This window comes from Lysinibacillus cavernae, assembly GCF_009724685.1.
Classification (GTDB): domain Bacteria; phylum Bacillota; class Bacilli; order Bacillales_A; family Planococcaceae; genus Lysinibacillus; species Lysinibacillus cavernae.
In genome coordinates, this window is the sequence record NZ_WMEF01000007.1 from 106,332 (window position 1) to 129,926 (window position 23,595).

23 protein-coding genes and 1 other annotated feature are annotated in these 23,595 nt (G+C 38.6%); of the genes, 15 read left to right on the forward strand and 8 right to left on the reverse strand.

What is annotated here, in order from left to right:
- Nucleotides 1-114: 114 nt before the first annotated feature.
- Genes GJU32_RS14770 through GJU32_RS14790 form a run of 6 tightly spaced genes read left to right on the forward strand, consistent with a single transcriptional unit; the run spans nucleotide 115 to nucleotide 1,109 of the window.
- The gene (locus tag GJU32_RS14770) at nucleotides 115-291 is read left to right on the forward strand and encodes a hypothetical protein (RefSeq protein ID WP_230875053.1); all 177 of its coding nucleotides are present in this window, start codon (nucleotides 115-117) and stop codon (nucleotides 289-291) included.
- Nucleotides 281-415: a hypothetical protein gene (locus GJU32_RS23615; protein WP_274381821.1), complete on the forward strand. Its 135-nt coding sequence runs from the start codon at nucleotides 281-283 to the stop codon at nucleotides 413-415. The genes GJU32_RS14770 and GJU32_RS23615 overlap by 11 nt, the downstream gene beginning before the upstream one ends.
- Nucleotides 405-581, forward strand: coding sequence for a hypothetical protein (locus GJU32_RS14775; protein WP_230875054.1), 177 nt, complete (start codon nucleotides 405-407; stop codon nucleotides 579-581). Before GJU32_RS23615 ends, GJU32_RS14775 begins: the two co-directional genes overlap by 11 nt.
- Nucleotides 571-789 (forward strand): hypothetical protein, encoded by a 219-nt coding sequence (locus GJU32_RS14780; RefSeq protein ID WP_155592726.1) that lies wholly within the window; start codon nucleotides 571-573, stop codon nucleotides 787-789. Before GJU32_RS14775 ends, GJU32_RS14780 begins: the two co-directional genes overlap by 11 nt.
- Nucleotides 779-955, forward strand: a complete 177-nt coding sequence (locus tag GJU32_RS14785) for a hypothetical protein (RefSeq protein ID WP_230875055.1) — start codon at nucleotides 779-781, stop codon at nucleotides 953-955. The genes GJU32_RS14780 and GJU32_RS14785 overlap by 11 nt, the downstream gene beginning before the upstream one ends.
- Entirely contained in the window at nucleotides 945-1,109 is a 165-nt protein-coding gene (locus GJU32_RS14790; protein ID WP_155592728.1) for a hypothetical protein, read from the forward strand. The genes GJU32_RS14785 and GJU32_RS14790 overlap by 11 nt, the downstream gene beginning before the upstream one ends.
- A gap of 9 nt (nucleotides 1,110-1,118) precedes the next feature.
- Here GJU32_RS14790 and GJU32_RS14795 read toward each other — a convergent pair whose 3' ends face one another.
- The 3 genes from GJU32_RS14795 to GJU32_RS14805 are packed head-to-tail and all read right to left on the reverse strand — an operon-like array spanning nucleotide 1,119 to nucleotide 3,583.
- Nucleotides 1,119-2,279, reverse strand: coding sequence for an acetoin utilization protein AcuC (locus GJU32_RS14795; protein ID WP_155592729.1), 1,161 nt, complete (start codon nucleotides 2,277-2,279; stop codon nucleotides 1,119-1,121).
- Entirely contained in the window at nucleotides 2,279-2,926 is a 648-nt protein-coding gene (locus GJU32_RS14800; protein ID WP_155592730.1) for an acetoin utilization AcuB family protein, read from the reverse strand. The genes GJU32_RS14795 and GJU32_RS14800 overlap by 1 nt, the downstream gene beginning before the upstream one ends.
- 24 nt (nucleotides 2,927-2,950) lie before the next feature.
- Nucleotides 2,951-3,583, reverse strand: a complete 633-nt coding sequence (locus tag GJU32_RS14805) for a GNAT family N-acetyltransferase (RefSeq protein WP_155592731.1) — start codon at nucleotides 3,581-3,583, stop codon at nucleotides 2,951-2,953.
- Nucleotides 3,584-3,902: 319 nt separating this feature from the next.
- Here GJU32_RS14805 and acsA point away from each other — a divergent pair, with 319 nt between their 5' ends.
- The 5 genes from acsA (at nucleotide 3,903) to GJU32_RS14830 (ending at nucleotide 10,142) form a co-directional block, all read left to right on the forward strand.
- Nucleotides 3,903-5,630, forward strand: coding sequence for an acetate--CoA ligase (acsA, locus tag GJU32_RS14810; RefSeq protein ID WP_420798387.1), 1,728 nt, complete (start codon nucleotides 3,903-3,905; stop codon nucleotides 5,628-5,630).
- Between the two features lie 236 nt (nucleotides 5,631-5,866).
- On the forward strand, nucleotides 5,867-6,901 hold the full coding sequence (argC, locus tag GJU32_RS14815) for an N-acetyl-gamma-glutamyl-phosphate reductase (protein WP_196426711.1): 1,035 nt from the start codon (nucleotides 5,867-5,869) through the stop codon (nucleotides 6,899-6,901).
- Nucleotides 6,902-6,957: 56 nt separating this feature from the next.
- Nucleotides 6,958-8,190, forward strand: coding sequence for a bifunctional glutamate N-acetyltransferase/amino-acid acetyltransferase ArgJ (gene argJ / locus GJU32_RS14820; protein WP_155592733.1), 1,233 nt, complete (start codon nucleotides 6,958-6,960; stop codon nucleotides 8,188-8,190).
- Nucleotides 8,153-8,923 (forward strand): acetylglutamate kinase, encoded by a 771-nt coding sequence (argB, locus tag GJU32_RS14825; protein ID WP_155592734.1) that lies wholly within the window; start codon nucleotides 8,153-8,155, stop codon nucleotides 8,921-8,923. Before argJ ends, argB begins: the two co-directional genes overlap by 38 nt.
- A gap of 88 nt (nucleotides 8,924-9,011) precedes the next feature.
- Entirely contained in the window at nucleotides 9,012-10,142 is a 1,131-nt protein-coding gene (locus tag GJU32_RS14830) for an acetylornithine transaminase (protein WP_155592735.1), read from the forward strand.
- 53 nt (nucleotides 10,143-10,195) lie between these two features.
- Here the strand turns inward: GJU32_RS14830 and GJU32_RS14835 are convergent, their stop codons facing one another.
- Together GJU32_RS14835 and GJU32_RS14840 are read right to left on the reverse strand one after the other, a co-directional pair.
- On the reverse strand, nucleotides 10,196-11,077 hold the full coding sequence (locus GJU32_RS14835) for an NAD-dependent epimerase/dehydratase family protein (protein ID WP_155592736.1): 882 nt from the start codon (nucleotides 11,075-11,077) through the stop codon (nucleotides 10,196-10,198).
- A gap of 148 nt (nucleotides 11,078-11,225) precedes the next feature.
- Nucleotides 11,226-14,285 carry a transglycosylase domain-containing protein gene (locus GJU32_RS14840; protein WP_155592737.1) on the reverse strand — a complete coding sequence of 1,020 codons (3,060 nt, stop codon included), beginning with the start codon at nucleotides 14,283-14,285 and terminating at the stop codon, nucleotides 11,226-11,228.
- Between the two features lie 102 nt (nucleotides 14,286-14,387).
- Nucleotides 14,388-14,596: a binding site (T-box leader), on the forward strand.
- 84 nt (nucleotides 14,597-14,680) lie between these two features.
- Between GJU32_RS14840 and tyrS the strand changes: the two genes are divergently transcribed.
- Entirely contained in the window at nucleotides 14,681-15,949 is a 1,269-nt protein-coding gene (tyrS, locus tag GJU32_RS14845) for a tyrosine--tRNA ligase (RefSeq protein WP_155592738.1), read from the forward strand.
- Nucleotides 15,950-16,003: 54 nt separating this feature from the next.
- Here tyrS and GJU32_RS14850 read toward each other — a convergent pair whose 3' ends face one another.
- Together GJU32_RS14850 and GJU32_RS14855 are read right to left on the reverse strand one after the other, a co-directional pair.
- On the reverse strand, nucleotides 16,004-16,807 hold the full coding sequence (locus GJU32_RS14850) for a cobalamin-binding protein (RefSeq protein WP_155592739.1): 804 nt from the start codon (nucleotides 16,805-16,807) through the stop codon (nucleotides 16,004-16,006).
- 145 nt (nucleotides 16,808-16,952) lie between these two features.
- On the reverse strand, nucleotides 16,953-18,158 hold the full coding sequence (locus tag GJU32_RS14855; RefSeq protein ID WP_155592740.1) for an iron-containing alcohol dehydrogenase: 1,206 nt from the start codon (nucleotides 18,156-18,158) through the stop codon (nucleotides 16,953-16,955).
- Between the two features lie 545 nt (nucleotides 18,159-18,703).
- On the opposite strand from GJU32_RS14855, the gene GJU32_RS14860 reads away from it, so the two are divergent.
- Both GJU32_RS14860 and GJU32_RS14865 read left to right on the forward strand, forming a co-directional pair.
- Nucleotides 18,704-19,252 carry a MarR family winged helix-turn-helix transcriptional regulator gene (locus tag GJU32_RS14860; protein ID WP_155592741.1) on the forward strand — a complete coding sequence of 183 codons (549 nt, stop codon included), beginning with the start codon at nucleotides 18,704-18,706 and terminating at the stop codon, nucleotides 19,250-19,252.
- A 91-nt stretch (nucleotides 19,253-19,343) separates the two neighbouring features.
- Nucleotides 19,344-20,540 (forward strand): MFS transporter, encoded by a 1,197-nt coding sequence (locus GJU32_RS14865; RefSeq protein ID WP_155592742.1) that lies wholly within the window; start codon nucleotides 19,344-19,346, stop codon nucleotides 20,538-20,540.
- 95 nt (nucleotides 20,541-20,635) lie between these two features.
- Here the strand turns inward: GJU32_RS14865 and rpsD are convergent, their stop codons facing one another.
- Nucleotides 20,636-21,238 (reverse strand): 30S ribosomal protein S4, encoded by a 603-nt coding sequence (rpsD, locus tag GJU32_RS14870; protein ID WP_155592743.1) that lies wholly within the window; start codon nucleotides 21,236-21,238, stop codon nucleotides 20,636-20,638.
- 470 nt (nucleotides 21,239-21,708) lie between these two features.
- Here rpsD and GJU32_RS14875 point away from each other — a divergent pair, with 470 nt between their 5' ends.
- Nucleotides 21,709-23,592 (forward strand): diguanylate cyclase domain-containing protein, encoded by a 1,884-nt coding sequence (locus GJU32_RS14875; protein WP_155592744.1) that lies wholly within the window; start codon nucleotides 21,709-21,711, stop codon nucleotides 23,590-23,592.
- Nucleotides 23,593-23,595: the final 3 nt, after the last annotated feature.

The window sequence follows — 23,595 nt, forward strand, 5'->3', positions numbered from 1 at the left end:
TAGAACAAGCAAAGTGAAGGATAGAATCAGTAAAGTGATGGATAGAACAAGCAAAGTGAAGGATAGTCAGCAAAGTGGCGGATAGAACGAGCAAAGTGAAGGATAGTCAGCAAAGTGGCGGATAGAACAAGCAAAGTGAAGGATAGAACCAGTAAAGTGGCGGATAGAATCAGCAAAGTGAAGGATAGAACCAGTAAAGTGATGGATAGAACAAGCAAAGTGGCGGATAGAACAAGCAAAGTGAAGGATAGAATCAGTAAAGTGAAGGATAGTCAGCAAAGTGGCGGATAGAACTAGCAAAGTGGCGGATAGAACTAGCAAAGTGGCGGATAGAACCAGTAAAGTGAAGGATAGAACCAGCAAAGTGATGGATAAACCAAGCAAAGTGATGGATAGTCAGCAAAGTGGCGGATAGAACCAGCAAAGTGAAGGATAGAATAAGCAAAGTGAAGGATAGAACCAGTAAAGTGGCGGATAAAACAAGCAAAGTGGTGGATAGAACTAGCAAAGTGATGGATAGACCAAGCAAAGTGAAGGATAGAATCAGTAAAGTAAAGGATAGTCAGCAAAGTGGCGGATAGAACCAGTAAAGTGAAGGATAGAACCAGCAAAGTGATGGATAGAACCAGTAAAGTGGCGGATAAAACTAGCAAAGTGGCGGATAGAACAAGCAAAGTGGCGGATAGAACAAGCAAAGTGGTGGATAGAACTAGCAAAGTGATGGATAGACCAAGCAAAGTGAAGGATAGAATCAGTAAAGTAAAGGATAGTCAGCAAAGTGGCGGATAGAACCAGTAAAGTGAAGGATAGAACCAGCAAAGTGATGGATAGAACCAGCAAAGTGAAGGATAGAACCAGCAAAGTGATGGATAGACCAAGCAAAGTGAAGGATAGAATCAGTAAAGTGATGGATAGAACCAGCAAAGTGAAGGATAGTCAGCAAAATGGCGGATAGAACCAGCAAAGTGATGGATAGAACAAGCAAAGTGGCGGATAGAACAAGTAAAGTGAAGGATAGAACCAGCAAAGTGAAGGATAGAATCAGTAAAGTGACCAATACATTGCACAGCAATTACCAAAGCAATGAAAAAGCCTCACGTATATCGTGAGGCGAAGGGTTAATTTCGTTTCTCATTTCGAATAATATGTAGCGCTTTTGCTAACATTTGAGCATTTTTTTCTTCAATTTCAGCTTTTCGAGGAATGGGCTCGTATAAAGGAATCGGGTCCTCCCAAGTCGGAATAAAAGGAACAGGTGCTTCAGGTTGCCAGCGATCAAGCCAGTTTTGTGGGAGGGGTCCTGTTGGTAACACTTGGTCAGTCATTTCTAACCATAGCATGGACCAAGCTCGAGGAACCACTCGCCAAATATCGTAGCCACCACCACCAACAGCAATCCATTTACCATCACAATATTCGTGTGCTAATTGATGTGCAAGCTTTGGAATTTCACGATAAATGTTCATGGTTCCATGTAAATGTGTTAATGGATCAAAATAATGGGCATCAGCACCATTTTGTGTTAACACAATATCTGGTTTGAAAAATTCAAAGACCTCTCGCATCGCCTGTTCATATATCTCTAGGAAACTTTCATCCTCTGTAAAAGCATCCATCGGAAAATTAAACGAGGTCCCATAACCTTGACCATTGCCACGCTCAGTAATGTTTCCTGTTCCTGGGAAGAGATAACGACCAGTCTCGTGAATGGACAGTGTACAAACATTAGGGTCCTCATAAAAACTCCATTGCACACCGTCTCCATGATGAGCATCTGTGTCTACATAAAGTACACGTGCATTATATTTTTCCTGTAAATAACGAATAGCGACAGTACTATCATTGTAAATACAAAATCCCGAAGCGCGACCACGAAAACCATGATGTAATCCCCCACCAAGGTTGAGGGCGTGCTCAGCTTTACCTTCCATCACATAATCAACAGCAGTTAATGTGCCACCGACCAGTTGTGCGCTTGCTTCATGCATATTTTCAAAAATGGGTGTATCTTCAGTGCCTATTCCATAGCTTTTACATTGTGCTTCTGATAATTCTCCATGCCCTGCTCTTTTCACAATGTCTATATATTTTGGATCATGTGCAAGCAACAATTCTTGCTCTGTTGCAACACGAGCTGGAACAATATCTACATCATCGAGAGCATTAATATTTTTTAATAAATCCATAGTTAGCGTCAAACGTTTATGATTGAAAGGATGTGTATCTGAAAATTTATATCCGAGTTGTTCAGATGAATATACGAATACCGCTTTTTTCATTATAATGAAACACCTGGTAAATTAGGCCACATGACATCAAAGCCCTCTTTGCGGAGATCTTCAATCATGGCTAATGGATTCAGTGTTTTTACTCGGACACTTAAAATTTTGTTTTGTGTATTTTCAGAGTCAGGATAAACTAAGACGCTTTGGACGTTGGCATGATGTTGGTGAAATATTTTTGTGATTTCAAATAAAACCCCAGGTGTATCAGCTACTCGAATCTCGATTTTTGAGCCAGGCTCCGTAGCACCGGTCAGCTCTATATATGTATAGAGTAAATCTGTTGTAGTAACAATTCCTACTAATTTTCCGCCAGAGACAATCGGTAAACAGCCCACTTTTGATTCGTAAAATGTAAGAGCTACCTCTTCTACAAAATCTAGGGGGTGACCAACCAGCGGGTCCTTCACCATAATATCCTCCACTTTTGCTTTAAAAACAGGGGAGTTAGGTTCATCCTGTAAAGATGAAGGCAGAACCTCTTTAATATCTCGTTCTGTAATCACACCTAGAACGTGCCGTTCCTCATCTACAACCGGTAAATGGCGCACTTTTTTCTCGCGCATTAGTCTTAGTGCTTCAAGCACTGTATTGGTAGGAGCTAATGTGTAAGGCTCATCATTCATAATTTCTTCGACGATCATATATGCATCCCCTTTGTGTTGGTTTTAATACATGAAACGATTTCTAAAACGAAGCCTATCAAATCTTTCCATTGACTCAGGAGGCACACGCTTTCCTTCGCGTGCCATAAGGCAATTTGCTGGATGTGATGTAATTTCGGGATCATCTGTAGCAAAATACTCGAAGCCGACGGAGCTCATCATTTTCTCCATCATTTTGCGATAATCCCAAACATTTAAACCAGTTCCTTTTAAATCCCAATGCCAATAATACTCGGTAGTAATCACAAGGTAGTCTTCCATTTCATCTCCCATAAATGAAACGGCTAGCAGTGCCTTCCCTGAACCAGTCCCACGATAGTCAGGAATGACTTCGATGGCGCCTAATTCTATCATGTCATCGATTCGATCCTCTGCCCATCGTTCAAGTGGATCAGGATATAGATAGGTAACATAGCCTACGATAATATCTTCATTTCGAATAATAATAATACGACCTTCGGGAAGGCCTGCAATTTCTATTATGGCCTGCTGTTGTTGTTTTGGAGGTCTGAAGGCAACCAAGCCTTCATGGAATGAATATGCAGCTAATTTTTCTGGAGGAACAGGTCCTTCCACATACACAGTACCATGCTTAGTTTCCTTCGTAACAGAAAAAAAAGTTTTTTTATGTTCCATAATTACACCACCTGAGTTTAATAATTCCATTATAGCTGATTTCTTGCGGAAAAACGCTTATTTTTGCAAAATATACCTGTGTTTTTAGAAAAATAAAAATATTAAGACAATCTATCTCAATTCGTGTAAAATAGAAATATATTGCTTCTGTTATTTAACAGATAAAAGTAGTATAAATAGGAATTCTAACAATATTACTACATTGAACTGTTATATAACAAAGCTACATATTAATTTTGCTTTTAGAAATAAAGTAAATTTCAACAGGGGGGATTGTTGAAATTTAGTCAAAGGCAAAAGCAAAGAAAGGGGTAATTTCATGGGAATGAAAATGAAGGAAAAGTTAATTGCTTTACCTGGTCAGCACCATTTAACGAATTATGAAAAAGTGGCAAAGTCTCATAATTGGGCGGATACTGAAAAGGCATTTAGCTGGTTCGAAACTGGTTTAGTGAATATGGCGTATGAGGCAATTGATCGTCATACAGAAACACATCGGAAAAATAAGGTGGCACTTTATTTTAATGATGGTAAACGGAAAGAGGCATACTCTTTTAATGAAATGAAAAAGTTAACAAATAAAGCGGCAAACGTTTTTAGTACGGCTACTAATCTGCAAAAAGGTGATCGTTTATTTATCTTTATGCCACGTTCACCAGAGCTTTATTTTGCCTTATTAGGTGCGCTGAAAATGGGCGTTATTGTTGGACCATTGTTTGAAGCTTTTATGGAAGGTGCTGTGTATGATCGACTTGCGGATAGTGAGGCGAAAGTATTAGTCACGACACCAGCGTTACTTGAACGAGTGCCTCTAGCTAAATTATCTAAATTGGAGCATGTATTTTTAGTAGGTGAGGATATTGAGGAGAAAGCGCAAATTTTAGACTTTAAGAAACGTTTAAAAGATGCTTCGGCTCAATTTGACATGGAGTGGGTAGACAGAGAAGATGGGATGATTCTTCACTATACCTCTGGATCAACAGGTGCTCCAAAGGGGGTATTGCATGTTCATAATGCCATGATTCAGCAATACCGATCGACACAATGGGTACTTGATTTACATGAAGATGATATTTACTGGTGTACGGCCGATCCTGGATGGGTTACAGGAACAGCTTATGGTATCTTTGGGCCATGGTTAAACGGTGTGACGATGCTAATCGTTGGCGGAAGATTCTCACCACAAGCATGGTATCAAGCCATTGAGGACTATAGTGTAACGGTTTGGTATAGTGCACCAACTGCATTCCGAATGCTAATGGGTGCAGGTAGTGGCTTGCTTGAAAGCTATGATCTATCTTCTTTACGACATGTACTATCTGTTGGTGAGCCTTTGAATCCAGAAGTTATTCGATGGGGAGTGGAAGAACTAGGACATCGTATACATGACACATGGTGGATGACAGAAACTGGAGCTCATATGATCTGTAACTACCCTTCGATGGATATTAAGCCAGGTTCAATGGGAAAACCTCTCCCTGGTATTCATGCGACGATTGTAGATGATGGAGGCAATGAAGTACCACCTTTTACAATGGGGAATTTAGCTATTCAACGTGGTTGGCCTGCTATGATGCGCCAAATTTGGGGTAATCCAGAGCGTTATGAATCTTATTTCTTAAAAGGAGAATGGTATGTCTCTGGGGATTCTGCTTATATGGATGATGACGGTTACTTCTGGTTCCAAGGACGTGTGGATGATGTTATCATGACGGCTGGTGAACGTGTAGGGCCATTTGAAGTGGAAAGTAAGTTACTTGAGCACCCAGATATTATCGAAGCGGGTGTTATCGGGAAACCTGACCCAGTGCGAGGAGAAATCATAAAAGCATTTGTATCCTTACGAGAAGGAGTCGAGCCTTCTGATGCATTGATTGAAGATATACGTGATTTTGTTAAAAAGGGTTTATCGGCTCATGCAGCACCACGTGAAGTTGAATTTAAGGATAAATTGCCAAAAACACGTAGTGGTAAAATAATGCGTCGCGTATTGAAAGCGTGGGAATTAAATTTGCCAACGGGTGACTTATCGACGATGGAAGACTAATAGAGTAGTCAATAACAACAATTGATATTTATACAACATGTGCATAAAAAGAACGCAAGGATTCATTCGGTGAACGAAAGGATTCTTGCTTTCTTTTTTCTGAATTTACGATGTTATAGAAGCTTTTTCAAGGTGGGGTCATGTCTGATAGAAAAAATAATATTCAATAAAAATTCAGTTGACTTAATAATTATGCAGACGTATACTATTTTTAACTTATTTCAGAGGTGAGTGCATTGAAAGTAGGTATTATTGGAGCAACTGGATATGGTGGGTTAGAGCTTATTCGATTTTTACATAATCATCCCGCTGTGGATCGAATTAATTTATTTACTTCTTCAGAAGAGGGAGTTCTATTTTCTTCGAAATTTGGTCATCTTGTTACGATAGCTGATACACCGTTACAAAAAATAGAGTATGACACTTTAGAAAAATTTGATGTTGTTTTTACAAGTACACCTTCTGGCGTGACAAGTGATCTTTTACCACCATTGGTCGGGAAAAGGCCAAGATTAATCGATTTATCTGGTGATTTCCGATTAAAGGATCTAGCAAGCTTTGAAACATGGTATGGCAAAAAAGCTGCACCATTTCATAGTGTTCAGCAAAGTGTATATGGTTTAACTGAATGGAATACAGAGCTTATACGGCAAGCAACGCTAATTGCTAATCCAGGCTGTTACCCAACTGCAGTTTTACTATCCTTACTACCACTTGTAAAAGAGCGATTAATTGATCCAAGCTTTTTAGTGATTGATGCTAAAAGTGGCCTATCAGGAGCTGGTAATAAGCCATCACAAACGACTCACTTTAGTGAGACTAATGAGAGTTTCTCTATCTATAAAGTAAATACACATCAGCATATACCCGAAATAGAACAGGCACTTTCCATGTTTGCTCATGTAGATACAACGATTACTTTTAATACGCATTTGGTACCAATGACCAGGGGAATTTTGGCGACATCTTATGCTCCTGTAATGCCTGGCATTACGGAGGCACAATTGGTCACTTGTTTACAGGCAACCTATGAAAAACATCCATTTGTTCGGGTCGTTACAGATGCTTCTAGTTTAGGGACAAATCGTGTAAAGGGATCGAACTATTGCGATATTTTGGTGAAAGTAGATCCTCGTACAAATCGTGCCACAATCGTCAGTGTGATTGATAATCTTGTCAAAGGTGCAGCAGGGCAAGCTATCCAAAATATGAATGTGCAATTTGACTTACCGCAAACGACAGGACTAGATGTCGTGCCGTTCTTTATTTAACAGCATGCAGGCAACTGTATGCTTCTCTTATTTTGTAATCTAAGGAGGAATTATGGATGACAGTTACTACTTCAACGAATGTAATGAAAAAATTATCAAGTAAAAATATTGTTTCACCAAAAGGTTTTAAGGCAGCAGGATTACACTGTGGTTTAAAGCATAAGAAAAAAGATTTAGCGCTTTTAGTAAGTGAAGTACCGGCAAGTGTAGCAGGTGTTTTTACAACAAATGCTGTTCAAGCTGCACCAATAAAAGTAACAAAAGAAGTTGTCTACACAACTAAGAAAATGCAAGCGATGATAGTGAATTCCGGTAATGCGAATGCTTGTACAGGAAAACAAGGTGTAAAGGATGCGCAAACGATGCAAGCACTAGCTGCTGAAAAATTGGGGATTGCACCTAATTTTGTAGGAGTTTGCTCAACAGGTGTTATTGGTGAAATAATGAAATTGGAGCCAGTAGCTAACGGTATTCAACAGTTAGAGCCAAAGGATAATTTAGAAAGTGCTATTGATTTTGCTCAAGCCATTTTGACAACTGATACGGTTATGAAAAATACGAGCTATAGTACAACTGTGGATGGAAAGGAAGTAATTATTGCTGGGGTTGCTAAAGGGTCGGGCATGATTGAACCGAATATGGCAACGATGCTTGGTTTTATTACAACAGATGCGAATATAGAATCAGATGCTTTACAAGCAGTATTATCTGAGATTACTAATTTAACATTTAATGCCATTACTGTTGATGGGGATACATCAACTAATGACACAGTGGTTGTACTGGCAAATGGCTTAGCTGGAAATGATTCTTTAACACCTGAGCATCCAGATTGGCAAAATTTCTATTACACATTGAAAACAGTAGCGGAAGATTTAGCAAAAATGATTGCAAAAGATGGCGAGGGAGCAACAAAGCTCATTGAAGTGGAAGTTGTTGGGGCACTTTCAGATGAAGAGGCACGTAAAATTGCGAAAACAGTCGTTGGATCTCCACTAGTAAAGACTGCTGTCTTTGGCTGTGATGCTAACTGGGGACGTATTATTGCAGCGGTAGGATATAGTGGCGCTACTGTTGATCCAGATAAAATTACTATTCAAATTGGTGGCGCAACAATGGTTGAGAACGGTGAGCCCATTCCTTTCTCTGAAGATGAATTAATTCAAATATTAAAAATGCATGAAGTAAAAATCTATGTGTCTCTAGGTATTGGTGACGGCAAGGGGCATGCTTGGGGATGTGACTTAACGTATGACTACGTTCAAATCAATGCATCATACCGCTCGTAAACGAATGGTAATTAAGCTTGGTGGCAGTACACTGGAGGGTTTACATGAAGCCTTCTTTGACAACTTTAAAAAGCTACAAGAAAGCGGAGTAGACCTTATTATTACCCATGGTGGTGGACCAGCCATTAATCGTGAGCTAACTGCTCAAGGCATAGAATCGCATACATTAAATGGTATACGCGTTACAAATGAAGCCACTATGAAGGTTGTGCAGTCGACCTTAATAGGTCAAGTGAATCCTTCTTTAGTTCATGAATTAACGAATGCCGGTATAGCAGCCATTGGCTTAAATGGCTTTGATGGTCAGTTAATGGTCGCAGATTTTTTAAATCAAGCTGTTTACGGCTTTGTAGGAGCAATCAAAACAATTAATACATCATTACTTGAAGCTTTCTTGAATGTAGGTATTGTACCAGTTATTGCTTGCGTAGGTGCTAATGAAGCAGGTCAGGCTCTCAATATTAATGGTGATACGGTTGCAAGTGAAATTGCGTTAGCAGTAGGGGCAGATAGCTTATTACTAGTAACGGATGTGCATGGTATTCGTATTCATGATGAGTATCAAGCAATAGTAACACCATCTCTCATTGATCAATGGACGGAACAAGGGCATATATATGGAGGGATGATTCCGAAAGTACAAGGGGCTGTCGACTGTTTACATGCAGGCATCCCTTCTGTACAAATTGTAGGTGAAACTCTAATAGGTACCACGATTGTAGCTTCAAGGTAGCTTCATTCTTCCTAGTGTTCTAATAACATAGCGCTAGAAGTATAGTTGTTGAGAGAAGACAATTTCAAATGATAGTGGAGATGATAACATGAGTGCTTTATTCGGGAACTACGGTAAACGTCGTTCGCAAATTGTCAAAGGGCAGGGGACCATTGTTGAAGATTCTACAGGGAAACAATACTTAGATTTTACTAGTGGCATTGCTGTAGTGAGTCTTGGTCATGCTCATCCAGCCATTGTGCAGGCGTTACAAGATCAAAGTGAAAAACTATGGCATATATCAAATCTTTTTGGTATACCTGGTCAGGAGAAAGTAGCACAAAAATTAATCGACAATACGCACTTTGCTCATGCCTTTTTCTGTAATAGTGGGGCTGAGGCTAATGAAGCGGCCATTAAATTAGCTCGGAAACATACAGGGAAAAATCATATTATTACATTCGAAAAATCATTCCATGGGCGTACCTTTGGAGCCATGTCAGCAACAGGCCAAGGCAAAGTACATAATGGCTTTGGGCCACTAGTAGAAAAATTTACGATTTTGCCTTTCAATGATGTCGCCGCACTTGAAGCAGTCATTGATGATTCTGTGGCAGCTATTATGCTGGAAATGATTCAGGGAGAGGGTGGCGTCAATAGTGTATCTGCAGAATTCGCAGCAGCTATTGCGAAAGCTTGTGATGATAAAGGAATATTACTAATTGTTGATGAAGTACAAACAGGTATTGGACGAACAGGAACACGCTATGCCTTTGAACAGACCGTATTAAAGCCACATATTATGACATTAGCAAAAGGTTTAGGTGGTGGTTTCCCAGTTGGAGCCATGTTAGGAACAGCTGAGCTTCATGCTACATTTAGTCCAGGTACACACGGTACAACATTTGGCGGAAACCCTCTAGCGATGAGCGTGGCAGAAGCCGTTTTGAGTCATGTTTTCGAGCCATCGTTTTTACAGCAAATACAAGGTGTATCAGCTTATTTTGTGGCACAACTAAAAGAGCAGTTACCTTCTAGTTATAGCATCCAAGGACAGGGCCTTTTGTTAGGGGTTGGCTGTGGTGAAACAGAAGTTGCATCTTATATCGTAGCAGCGGAGGAGAGCGGTCTGTTGTTAGTAGGAGCAGGGCCAAATGTTATTCGTCTCTTGCCACCATTAACTGTTACAAAAGAGGAGATCGACGAAGCGGTAGCTATTTTAAAGACAATCTTACATTAATCTAATGACAAAGAATCTGCTTGTTGCCAGCAGATTCTTTGTCGTGTTAAAAGTTATTGTAGTTGTTTCACTAAAGTTGTCACTAATTTTGGTAGCCATTCATCAAGCTGACTAAATGTAAATCCTGCTTTCTCTGCTTTTGCATTTGACATATACCAATCTGCAGATACACCATAAGGTGATTGGGATGCTTCATCACCGCCAATAAGCGAAATTTTTGCGCGTTTACCACTTGCTTCTTCAATCAGAGTGAGTAGATCTTTGAGCGAAATGGTACCGGATGCTGTAGCATTGTAAGGACCTTCAATAGGGGTAACACCAACAAAATATAAAAATGCAGCTGCTTCCTCATCTGTAATATAGCTCATCTGTGCATCAATGTTCGGTAATGTAATCGGCTGGTTCTGTAATATTCGTTCAACGTGGAAATGTAAACGACGCGTATAATCATGTTCGCCCATGACGATTGGAAAACGTACAGCGACAACTGGGAATGAAGCGTCTTTAAATAATACAGCCTCTGCTTGTCGTTTCCCTTCCCCATAAGAAAATTCTTCTTGGTGACCCATGCGAATTTGATAATGGAATGGGTCAAAGTCTTCTTCTTTTTTCATCTTGCCATCTACTTCGTAGGTTGAAAGAGTTGAAGTAAAGACTAGCTTTTTAGTTTTCCCTTTTAATAGCGCACAAATTGCCTGTGCCTCATTTGGAGAATAGCAAATATTATCATAGACGATGTCCCATGTTGTATTAGAAAGCGCCTTTGTAAGTGCATCAAAATCAACACGATCTGCCACTATCTGTTTAACATTTGCACCAAATGGATTGCCGCTTTGACCGCGTGTTAAAATCGTTACATCATGTCCGTTTTGAATACAAAGTTCCACTAGCTTTTTTCCAAAAAAACGAGTACCCCCTAAAACTAATATGTTCATATTTTTCCACCCCTTCAATATAGTAGTCTTCTCTATAATGACAAAAAAACAGACTTACTACAATTCAAAAGTGAAATGTAGCAAGTCTGTTTAACTTGATTAAGCACACTTATAAAATTCGGACAAAATGATGCCGAGGAATAATTGATTATCTTCTTGATGTGTCAGGAGGCGTGGTGTTGCGACTATCTCCACCGTTAGAGCCGTCTCCAGGATTACCGGACTCGTTGCCATTGCCCCCAGATCCGTTGCCATTACTACCAGACCCATTCCCGTTGTTAGAGCCATTGTTACCAGATCCATCACCGTTATTAGACCCGTTTCCGTTATTCGATCCGTTGCCGTTACTACCAGACCCATTGCCATTATTACCAGAGCCATTTCCATTGTTACCAGAGCCATTGCCATTTGTAGGTGGCGTTGTCGGTGGAATTGGTTCTTGCTCGTTTTCCTCTGGGTCAGGTTCATTTTCACTACCACCAGTAGAAACGACATTAGATTGCCCTGATGTCAATCCTGTAATATCTACAGCGACCACAGCATAAGCCTGTCCACTAGCGACAGTAATACTTTGTGTTGACTCTAGCACAGATGTTACAAGTGTGTTACCACCATTCGTAACGTTGTAGATACGATAACCAACAACATCATTCGAAGACTCTGACCATGATAATGTCGAGCCATTCACTGTAGCTGATACGGCTGCTGGTGGGCTACCATCCGCTGGGAAATCAACTGCAGATACAGATGAATTCGATAAGGTTGAATTCTTTGGTAATAGACTAGCTGGGTTACCACCAAGTCTACCTAACATTCGTTTAATAAAGGCTTGATTAATGCCTGCACCACCTGATTTAACAAATTCCGCTGGTGTATTTGGCAGAGCATTATAGGTTTTTCCTTTAATCGTCACAACACTTGAAGAAGCTAAGCTATCATCAGCTTGTGATGGTAAAAATACTTTTGCATTAAATAAATCTGAGCGTACAAGACCAGCGTTTGCACAAGCAGCTGAAGGGGCCATACCAGAAATACCACAGAATGAAGCGGTGACAACATTTTTAGGCGCCTTAAAGCTTGTTGGCGGATCAATTAACTGAGGGTCCGCATCGTAAACGGCATTCATTAAAGTTCCCCATAGCTTATTTACACGAACACTTGGTTGTAAATACGTATTGTTAAATGCATAGAGTGTACGAGGTTGATCGTACCCCATCCAAACACCAAGGGATACATTTGGGTTATAACCAACTAACCAAACATCTTTATACTCTTGGGAAGTTCCTGTTTTCGCAGCGAAATCGGAAGAGAATTTTAATGTATTTCGTGCCATTGTACCAGTTCCTTTAGTTAGAACATCACGTAACATATCTGTCACGATATAAGATGTTTCTGGACTGAATACTTGGACTGGTTCTACCTCATGCTGATAAATAATATTTCCTTCTTGATCTTCGATTCGATCAATCATATAAGAGTCAACGAATTGACCACCATTTGCAAAAGTAGCAAAAGCATTTGTGTTTTCTTCAACAGTAGTCCCTTCACTTAAAGCACCGATACCAGTTGCTAAGTTTGTAAAATCATCTGGATGTAATTTAGTGAAGCCCATTTTTACTAATAAATCAGCAGGGCGTCTATTGATAATATCATTATATAAACGTAGTGCTGAAATGTTTTGAGAGTCTGCCAAAGCCTCACGGGCTGGAATAAGACCTCGTTCATCACTCGTAATATAGTTACTAGGACTCCAGTTACCAATCGAGAATTTCACGTCAACGAGTGGGCTGCCTGCACCTATTACCCCATACTCTATGGCAGGAGCGTAAACAAGTAATGGCTTCATAGTAGAACCGTTAGAACGAAAAGCTTGCGTTGCGTGGTTTAATTGCGTTGTTTCAAAATCTCGACCTCCAACGAAGCTTAAAATTCGACCTGTTGTATTTTCTATTAAAATACTGCCAACCTGTACAGGCATCTCAATATCAATTTCTTCCCCAGTTACAGGGTCTTTTCCTTTACCTGTATACGTATGACCGTAATATTGGAAGTCCTTCGCAGCTTTTTGCATAGCATCGTACATATCTTTGTTAATCGTTGAGTAAATACGATAGCCCTTCGAACGAACATCACGATCTGCTAAAATCGTGTATTTATCCTTTAGTTTTTTTTCTGATTTTAATCGTTCTGGGTCAACCCCATCTTCCTTTGCGAGTTTCTCGGCAATAATTTCTTTTGCACGAGCTTCAAGCTCGTATGTTAGCCATGGATAACGATCCTCCGCACGCATTTCTGGTCCGCGGAAATCAGCAGCGATATCATAGTCTAACGCTTCTTTATATTGAGCATCTTCAATATACCCAGCCTCTTTCATACGATATAATACCGTTTTCATACGATCGATACCTGGTTTTAAAGCTTCCTCACTCTTCAGTTCACCTGTATTCGTAAATGGTGTATAGGCAAATGGTGCCTGTGGAATACCAGCTATGTACGCAGCTTGTGGAAGTGTTAATTCTTTAGCTTTTACACCAAAAATCCCTTCAGCAGCTGTTTCAACACCTGCGATATTTCGTCCGGAAGAGTTACGACCATACGGTATAATATTTAAATAAGCCTCTAATATTTCTTCCTTTGTCATAAAATGCTCTAAACGCATAGCCAGTAAAATTTCTTTTGCTTTACGTTCATAAGATACTTCATTTGTTAATACTTGGTTTTTAATAAGTTGTTGTGTAAGGGTAGAGCCACCTGTCTGCGTAGCAGAGTTTGTGACATCTTGTAATAACCCACGAATAACCGCTTTTGGAACAATTCCGTTATGCTCGCGGAAATATTCATCTTCGGTTGCAAGGACAGCATTTACAACTTCTGGTGCAACATTGCTAAGTGACGTTTCACGGCGATCTAAGTCTGTCCGTAATTTGCCAATATAAATATCGTTGGCAAAATAAATTTCACTGGTTTCTTCATAGCTAAAAATTTGATCTCGTAACTCTTCTTTTGAGCGTAATGGTTCTTCTTTTACAAGAGAAGCAAAATAACCAGCTCCAACTGAACCAACAAATACAGTACCAACCAATGCAAAGACTAAAAATAGTAAAAATAAGTTCCAGGTAACACTACCTGAAATACGTAAATTCTTCATCCATTTTTGTTTAAGTAATTCATCGATCTTTGCATTGATTTTTTCAATCCAATCTTTCAATGTATCGACCTCCTAAAATCTTGTCTATTATAGCACATATTGTTTTGGCACGAACATAGTTATTGACATTGAAAAAGATTCGTATAGAATTATGTTTATAGTTTTCTAGTGAGGAAGAGTTTGCAGTAGTGTCTATATTCCCTGTTTAGAGAGCCAGTGGTTGGTGAAAACTGGTCATAATGTAGAGACGAATTACGTGCTTGGAGCTTAGACGTGCGCGCCTGCGATAAAGGCGATTGAATGAAGTGGAAGGTGGATGACATCTTCAAGCCGGGTGGTACCGCGTTAGTTTGCAACTTAACGTCCCTGCATGCAATTGTTTGCGTGTAGGGACTTTTTTTATCCAAAAATGTCCATGCACGTAACGAATTTCAACCATTTTAGGAGGAATAAACATGACAAACGAATTATTACAAGATTTAGAATGGCGTGGCCTGCTATACCAACAAACTGATGCTGAAGGCATGGCAAAATTATTAGAAGAACAATCTGTATCTTTATACTGCGGTGTCGATCCAACAGCAGACTCTATGCATATTGGACACATTGTTCCACTATTAACGCTTCGTCGCTTCCAAAAAGCTGGTCACCGTCCAATTTTACTTGTTGGTGGTGCGACAGGTATGATTGGTGATCCATCTGGTCGTTCAGAAGAGCGTCAATTACAAACAGTGGAGCAAATCGATAAAAACGTACAAGGGATCCGTAGTCAATTAGAACGTATTTTTGACTTTGCAGAAGATGGCAATGGTGCGCAGCTTGTGAACAATCGTGACTGGATTGGCAATATCAATACAATTGAATTTCTACGTGATTACGGGAAATTAATTAATGTGAACTACATGCTAGCAAAGGATACAATTGCTTCTCGTCTTGACACAGGTATTTCATTTACCGAGTTTGCGTATACATTGATTCAAGGTATTGATTACAATCATTTATACAATCACTACAATTGCCGTATTCAAGTAGGTGGATCTGACCAGTGGGGTAATATTACAACAGGTTTAGAGGTTATTCGTAAAACGCATGAGGAAGAGACGAAAGCCTTTGGGATTACGATTCCGTTAGTAACGAAAGCAGATGGCACGAAATTTGGTAAAACAGCAGGTGGCGCAGTATGGTTAGATGGAAAGAAAACATCACCATACGAGTTCTACCAATTCTGGATCAATGCTGCTGATGCAGATGTAATCAAATACTTAAAAATCTTTACGTTCCTTTCTCGTGAAGAAATTGAAGCATTAGCAGTGTCTGTTGAGGAGGAGCCACACTTACGTAAGGCACAAAAAGCACTTGCTGAAGAAATGACTCGTTTAATTCATGGTCAAGAGGCATTAGAGCAAGCCATTCGTATTACGGCAGCTTTATTCTCAGGCGATTTAAAAGCACTTTCGGCTGAAGAAATGAAGGATGCATTTAAAGATGTGCCTTCTATTGAAATGGCTAAAGAGGACAAAAATATTGTAGACCTTCTTGTAGAAGCTGGTATTTCATCATCAAAACGTCAAGCACGTGAGGACGTATCTAATGGTGCGATTAGTGTGAACGGTGAAAAGGTAACAGATTTAGAATATGTATTCGATGCGAAGGATCGTCTAGAGGATGCATTCAGTATTGTCCGTCGTGGTAAGAAAAAATATCATATGGTGAAGTTCGTGTAATTGTTAATATCTAAACAACATCCCCCGACTATAAAGGGGGATGTTGTTGTTTTTTTATAGAAAACTTGGCAATTCCATCTGGTCGTATTGTTGAGGGTGCAATATTTTAGCCAGCTTTATAGCACCTTCAATAAGACGGGGAGAAGGGCGACAATACAGCCATTCCTCCATCACATGAAGCTGCCCCAGTTGCACGGCATGTAGCTCTTTGGCATGTGGTCGTTTTAATAAATTAGCTGGCTGTATACGCTCAAAAGCTACGCCTACCCAAGCCATCATAATATAGTCGGGGTTACGCTCAACGACATCTGCCCAATCTGTTTGAACACTGGCTAGTTCTACATCCTGAAATAAATTGACTCCACCTGCAATAGCACTAATTTCTGTTAGCCAATTTATTTTTCCTGGTGTAAAAATTGGGTTCGGCCACCATTCCCAATAGAGGGTAGGTTTCATCGTGAGGGAGTTTGCAATAGTACGCATTTTGTCAATCGATTGCAAATATTCTTCCGCGATGATCTTAGCACGTTCCTCTACATGACAAGCTCTCCCCAGTGAAAGGAGATCTTGAGCAATTTCCTCTAACGAGTTAGCATTAAAAACAATGTGGGGAATATTTCTTCTTTGCAACTCTTCGATGTTTTTCTCCATTCCAGGCACACTTAAAGAAGCAAGAACAAGATCGGGCTGTAATGCCTCTAAATCGTTCATATTAATAGATAAATCTGGGCCAAGCTGTGGCAAATCTTTAACGCTTGATGGCCAATCGGAGAAATCATCTACTCCAACAAGCAGGTTTGTCAGCCCTAAATAGGCTACAAGCTCCGTATTGCTTGGACATATCGAGATTAAACGCATATTGTTATCTCCTATTCTTTTTAAGAAAAGTATAGCGAGAGTTTCCATTATAAACAATGTGTGTACGTCTTTTCTTCATCTTTGTGCATAGAAAAAAGGTGGAGAAAACGCTTTGTTTATCTCCACCTTTTGTTTTTTTAATTAATTATGAAAGAGCAACAGCTTCAAGCGATTCCTCTTTTTTCACGATAGGGCCCATTGCATTTGTAATAATTTGTTTAATATCCTCTAGTGTTGCTTTACGAGGATTTGTCTCAGCGCAAACATCTAACAATGCATTTTTCGCTAAGATTTCAATATCCTCGTCCTTTGCCCCCAGTTCACGGAAGCCAACAGGAATGTTTAGATCTTTTGATAGTTTTTCGATAGCCGTAATCGCTTTTTCAGCAGCATCACGCTTACTTAAGCCTTCCACATTTTCACCTAATAATTCAGCAATACGAGCAAAACGCTCTGTACGTGCTGTTAGGTTGAAGCGGCAAACGTGTGGCAATAAAATGGCATTACACACGCCGTGAGGTAGATTGTAGAAACCACCTAATTGATGGGCAATCGCATGAACATAGCCAAGTGAAGCATTATTAAAGGCCATACCTGCTAAAAATTGTGCATATACCATTTGTTCGCGAGCCTCTAGATCAGCGCCATTCGCGTAGGCACGTGGTAAAAACTCTGGAATTAGTTGAAGTACTTTTTCAGCACATGCATCTGTAATTGGCGTAGCGTTAGTAGAAACAAAAGATTCAATTGCATGTGTTAATGCATCTACACCAGTAGCTGCAGTTAGAGCAGGAGGTAAACCAATCATGAGCTCAGGGTCATTAATGGATAGTAGTGGTGTCACATGTTTATCGACAATCGCCATTTTCACTTTACGTGCTGTATCTGTAATAATTGTGAAACGAGTCATTTCACTTGCAGTGCCAGCCGTTGTATTGATTGCAATTAATGGCACAAGCGGATTTTGTGATTTGTCAACGCCTTCATAATCATGAATGCGTCCACCATTCGAAGCAATAAGTCCGATACCTTTTGCTGCATCGTGTGCGCTGCCTCCTCCAAGAGAAACAATGGAATCACAGTTTTCAGCATGATACGCTGCAATACCATCTTCAATATTTTGATCTGTTGGATTTGGTTCTGCTTTAGGGAAAATTGCTACATCAATTCCAGCAGCTGTAATGATGTTTGCAATTTGTTCTGAGAGACCTAATTTGTGCAAGCCCTCATCTGTTACGATTAATGTCTTTTTTACTTCTAAATCATTTAAGCGTTTACCAACTTCTTGAATTGCTCCAGGTCCAAATAAGTTTGTTTTCGGCATAACAAATTGCTTTAGAACGTCTGACATATTTCCAACCCCTTTTAAAAAATTATTATTGCTTGAATGATGGTGAACCACCTTTCGGAATTCATCGTATTCTATTTTTTGGTAAAGTTCAACTCGTATTTTTATTAAAATTGTTAATTTTCTTCATGTTATTATTTTACAAAAAAGTTAAGTTGAATAAAGAATACGGATAAAGTAGTCTTGTATAAGAATATTGAATTTAATATGTTTGAAATATATTTTACTATGAAAGTAAAATATATTTTTTGGAAAATGGTTCTATTTTGAGAAGTGTTTGAATAGTAAATAACTGATATTTTGTTTTTATTATTAAGGTAGTGATTATATTATTTTGAAACTATGTAATTACTATTTCAAAGTACATAAAATTGTCACAATAGGAGAGGGGATAATTATTGTTGGTTATAATAATTGGGGCAATCCGTCTGCGCAAAAAAGTAGTGGCTATATTTTGAAGAAATTTGTGGAAATAAAAGTTCTTGCCTTAGATTAAATTTATAGTTAGAATGTTTGATAGTTAGATAATCTAATTAAAAGGTGATGCAATGACAAAACTTAAGAAAACGTACACGAATGAAGATGATTTACCAGTATTAGGGGTAGAGCCGTATATTGAACTGATTCAGACGTCTTCTTCAAGTGATACAAATCAAGAAGATGCGAAATTGGGATTAATGTTGTTATGGTTAAGTGATCATGTGTTGGATGTAATAGACAATGAGTTAGCTCCTTTTGGAATCACAGAAAGTAAATTAGACTTATTACTATTGCTGACATTACATGGAGAGAGACGTGCGACTCCCTCTGCTTTAGCTAAACGATTGGGAATTACGAGAGCATCAGCAACGTCAATGCTTGATTGGCTAGAAAAGAGAAATCTTGTTGTGCGGAATCATAGTAAAGAAGATCGGAGGAAGATTTATGTAAGTTTAACTGATGAAGGTCGTACTTTTATAGCTGAAGTTTTACCGACTTATTGGTCATCGTGTGCTTCTAATTTAATTGACTTGGAACCAGATGAACGAAAAGTATTTGAGAAGCTGGTGAGTAAATTATTAACATCTATACAAAGAAAACTAAAGGTGGAACGTTAAACTGTAGCTATATTGATACAGTTTAACTTTTAGTCATTTAATTAGATTATCTAACTATAAGTTAATCAAACTAAAAAGGGTGATTTATTTAATGAATATTGTAATTTCAGGAAATCGCGCAAACTATTCTTTAATGACAACTATTTTATCCTGGACAGGTATGGTAGTGATGTCGAGTCTCTATTTAACAATACCTCTGATTAGTTTATTCAGTGATTATTTTAATATTTCATTGACTAAAGCAGGCTTTACATCAAGTGTTTTTTCACTTGGATTTGCACTAGGGTGTTTTTTCTATGGTGCGATATCAGAAAAATATGGACGTAAAAATGTCATTGTATTTGGGCTTTTTTCATTAAGCGTGATAACGTTACTTTTAGGTTTAGTTAATGATTTTTCTTTTATTCTTCTATTGAGAGGATTACAAGGACTTGCGGCAGCTACATTTTCACCAGTAGCACTTGCTTATACACTTGAGGTTTTTCCAAATGATCGAAAAGTTGGGGCAGTTGGTTTTATCAGTACGGGATTCCTTGTAGCGGGTATAGTTGGCCAGGTGTTTAGTGGATATGTAAGTGAACATAGTCATTGGCACGTCATCTTTTATGTGCTTGCTGTAGTGTATGTTATGACTGCTTTGTTAGTCGTGTGGATCTTACCAAAGGGGATAATACAGAACGAAACTAAAAATATATGGGCTCCTCTGAAGAGAATCGGTATTATTTTCACCAATAGAAATTTGATATTCAGTTATATCATTGCGTTTGTATTATTAATGTCATTTGTCAGTATGTACATTATTTTAGGTGCATATTTAACAAGTGATTCCTTTGGTATGAAAAGTCAGAACCTCATTTACATTCGTGCCTTTGGGATAGTAGGGATGGTTATGTCACCATTTGCAGGGAAATTAGCAAAGCGTTTTAATGTGCTGTTTGTATTGAAAATGAGCTTATCTTTTTCGATTATCGCACTAACCGTGATGAGCTTTATTTCAACTATAGCTGGTTTAACGATCATTAGTATTTTATTTGTTGGTGGGATTGCACTTGCTGTTCCTTCATTAGTGACACTTGTTAGTCAGCTAGGCTGGAATATGGGAGGGATTGCAGTCTCTATGTATACAGTCATTTTATTTGCTGGAACAAGTGTTGCACCGTTCATATCTGTTTATTTGATACAATCTGGTAGCTTTACTGTAGCCTTCCTTCTCCTTGCTACAACACTTAGTATCGGATTAGTTTCTGCACTAATGATTAAAAGCGGAAAAAAAGAAAGTTCGAATTGAATCGTGCTCGTAGGAAAGTAATGTAAAAAGCCCTGAAACCTTGATATACAAGGGATTTCAGGGCTTTTGTTGTCATCATTTGCAGAGCAAATTGATTAACGAGAGTAGTACTCTACGATGAATGATTCGTTGATTTCAGCTGATAATTCAGAACGCTCTGGAAGGCGAGTGAATGTACCTTCTTTTTTGTCAGCGTCGAATGCTAAGTAGTCAGGTACGAAGTTGTTTACTTCGATTGCTTCTGTTACAACAGTAAGGTTTTGAGATTTTTCACGAAGAGAAATCGTTTGACCTGGTTTTACGCTGAATGATGGGATATCAACACGTTTTCCATCTACTAAGATGTGACCGTGGTTAACTAATTGACGAGATCCACGACGAGTACGTGCTAAACCTAAACGGTAAACTAAGTTGTCAAGGCGAGTTTCAAGAAGGATCATGAAGTTTTCACCGTGAACACCTTTCATTTTACCAGCGCGGTCAAATAGAGTACGGAATTGACGTTCGTTCATACCATACATATGACGAAGTTTTTGCTTCTCTTGAAGTTGTAAACCGTATTCTGATAATTTTTTACGTTGGTTTGGACCGTGTTGACCTGGTGCGTAAGGGCGTTTTTCGATTTCTTTACCTGTACCGCTTAGTGAGATACCAAGACGACGTGATAATTTCCAAGATGGACCTGTATAACGAGACATAATGTTGTCTCCTCCTTTAAATTTGGTTTTTTTGTTGTAAAACAAAAACCAGTAGTACCCATTCTTACACGCATTTTATTTTCATGTATTTTCGCCTATGCAGCCGTTAGGTTACACAATACACCATCTAATTTTCATTGCTGAGAATCTAAGTAGTTGTACTTAAGAAAATAGAGGAATAAAATACAGCTATAAGCTTATACCACTGCTGCGTTTATTTTACACAGCCTCCATTGTAACCGCTTTGGACAGGGACGTCAATTATTAGTATGTAAAATTTAATAAAAGGACTTATAGTAGGAAATTCCTCACTAGCCATTTTATATGATATGAAAATAGTTAATGATTCGCTGTGTAATGTAAATTGTAAAAGTAAGGGAGAATTACATAGTCAAAATGACACAAATTATGTATAATATATTATAAGTTAATAGTAATTGATTTGGACGTTATATAGAAAAGGTGATTTCATGACAGACCATTTACAAACGCTAAAATATATAAAATCAGATGTATTGAGCTTTTGGGTGAGTTCTAATGAAGAACAAACTAGTTTTAATGGGTATTTTTGTTCATTGAAACAGTGTCTAAAGAAGCACTTGAAAATTGAAAATGTTGCGTTTCTCAGTTTTGAAGGTAATTCTTTAATACCTATCGAAGAGATGGCTTCATTAACAATTGAAACAAAGCTAAATGCTGTGTCATGGCTGATGATTGAAGCTAATTTTTATCAACAAAAAATAGTGAAAATTCCTTATATATTACAAGCAAGACAGGCCTATTCAATGATGACAGATATGGTGCTTTTCCAAGCAGAGGGCAAAAATCCCATTGGTGTATTACTTGTGGAGGCAACAGAGTCTTGGACAGACTTTATGACCTCGGATTACGGTGAAGAGTGTATAGAAATACTTTCTAAGGTTCTTCAAATGGCTAGAGACAATCTAGATGTAAAAATAAATGAAGATCAATATCGAAAATTGTATAATATGACTGATTTATTTCATTCAACAATGGATATTGATTTAATTTTAGAAAATGTATTGAAAAATATAAGGGATAATTTCCCCGAATTTAATGTAGAGCTTATATTATCGAATGATCAAGACCGACACACGACCATCGATATTAAGCTTTTTGATTATTTATCAGAAAGACCTGCTACTATTGAGGCCTTTGTATCAGGAGAGTTAACAACAGAACTAGCGGGTGATTTAAATTTTCGGCTGCTAAATGCACCTATAAAGGGCAGGCAAGCTATCTATGGTATCTTGCAAGTAAGTGCTCCAACGACTTATCTTTTTTCAACGATTGAAAAAGACTTCGTACGGATGCTCGCACAAGCATCAGGAAATGCACTTGAAAATGCAAAATTATATCATCAATCGCATCGCCTCGTAAGTGACTTACAACTCATTAATGAAACATCGCATCGTTTAAATATGCGGATTGACATTCATGAAATGTTACTTTTCCTACAAAAGCAGTTACTGAAATCATTTCAACCAATGGAAGTTTGTTTCGCCTTTAAAAAAAATGATTCATTTGAAGTGACGGGTGCAAGCACTTCTTTATTTAAATCAGAAGAGGGTCAAACTTATATTAAACACGTTGAACAACATTTTGCTCAAACGAATGACCCACTGTTTATTGCTGATTTTAGCCGTTTAACCCCTAATCAAATTGAATATCGTTCCATTATGGCGATTCCAATATTAATGGAGGAAAAGATCAATGGTTTTAGTATTGTCCTACATAAAGAGCCATATTTCTTTTCGTTCGATAGTTTTAAATTAATGCAATCGTTAATTCACCACTCATCTTTAGCTATTGCAAACTCTATTTTACGAACACAGCTTCAGGAAATGGTCGATTTGGATCATTTAACGAAGCTTTATGCCCGCAGTTACCTCGATCAATTTGTAGAAAAGTCGCTTGAATATGATCAATCGGGGATGTTTTTGTTAATTGATATTGATAATTTTAAGCGCATCAACGATACGTACGGTCACCAAGTGGGTGATAAAATTCTTGTGCAGATTGCTGTCCAGTTGAGAGAAACAATTGGTAGTCGTGGGATTTGTGCAAGATGGGGCGGAGAAGAGATGTCAGTTTATGTGCCAAATATCAATGAGAAAGAAGCTTTAGAATTAGCATCAGCCATTGTGGAAGTAATCCCAAGTGCCACAGATCCACAAGTAACAATTTCTGCTGGTCTTATAACATGGGATGATCAAGATCGACCAGCATTCCAATCTGTTTTTTTACATGCAGATACGGCATTGTATGAAGCGAAAAATAGTGGGAAAAATCGTTTTTGCATTCATGATGGTACTTATCAAACAAATCCATAAGTT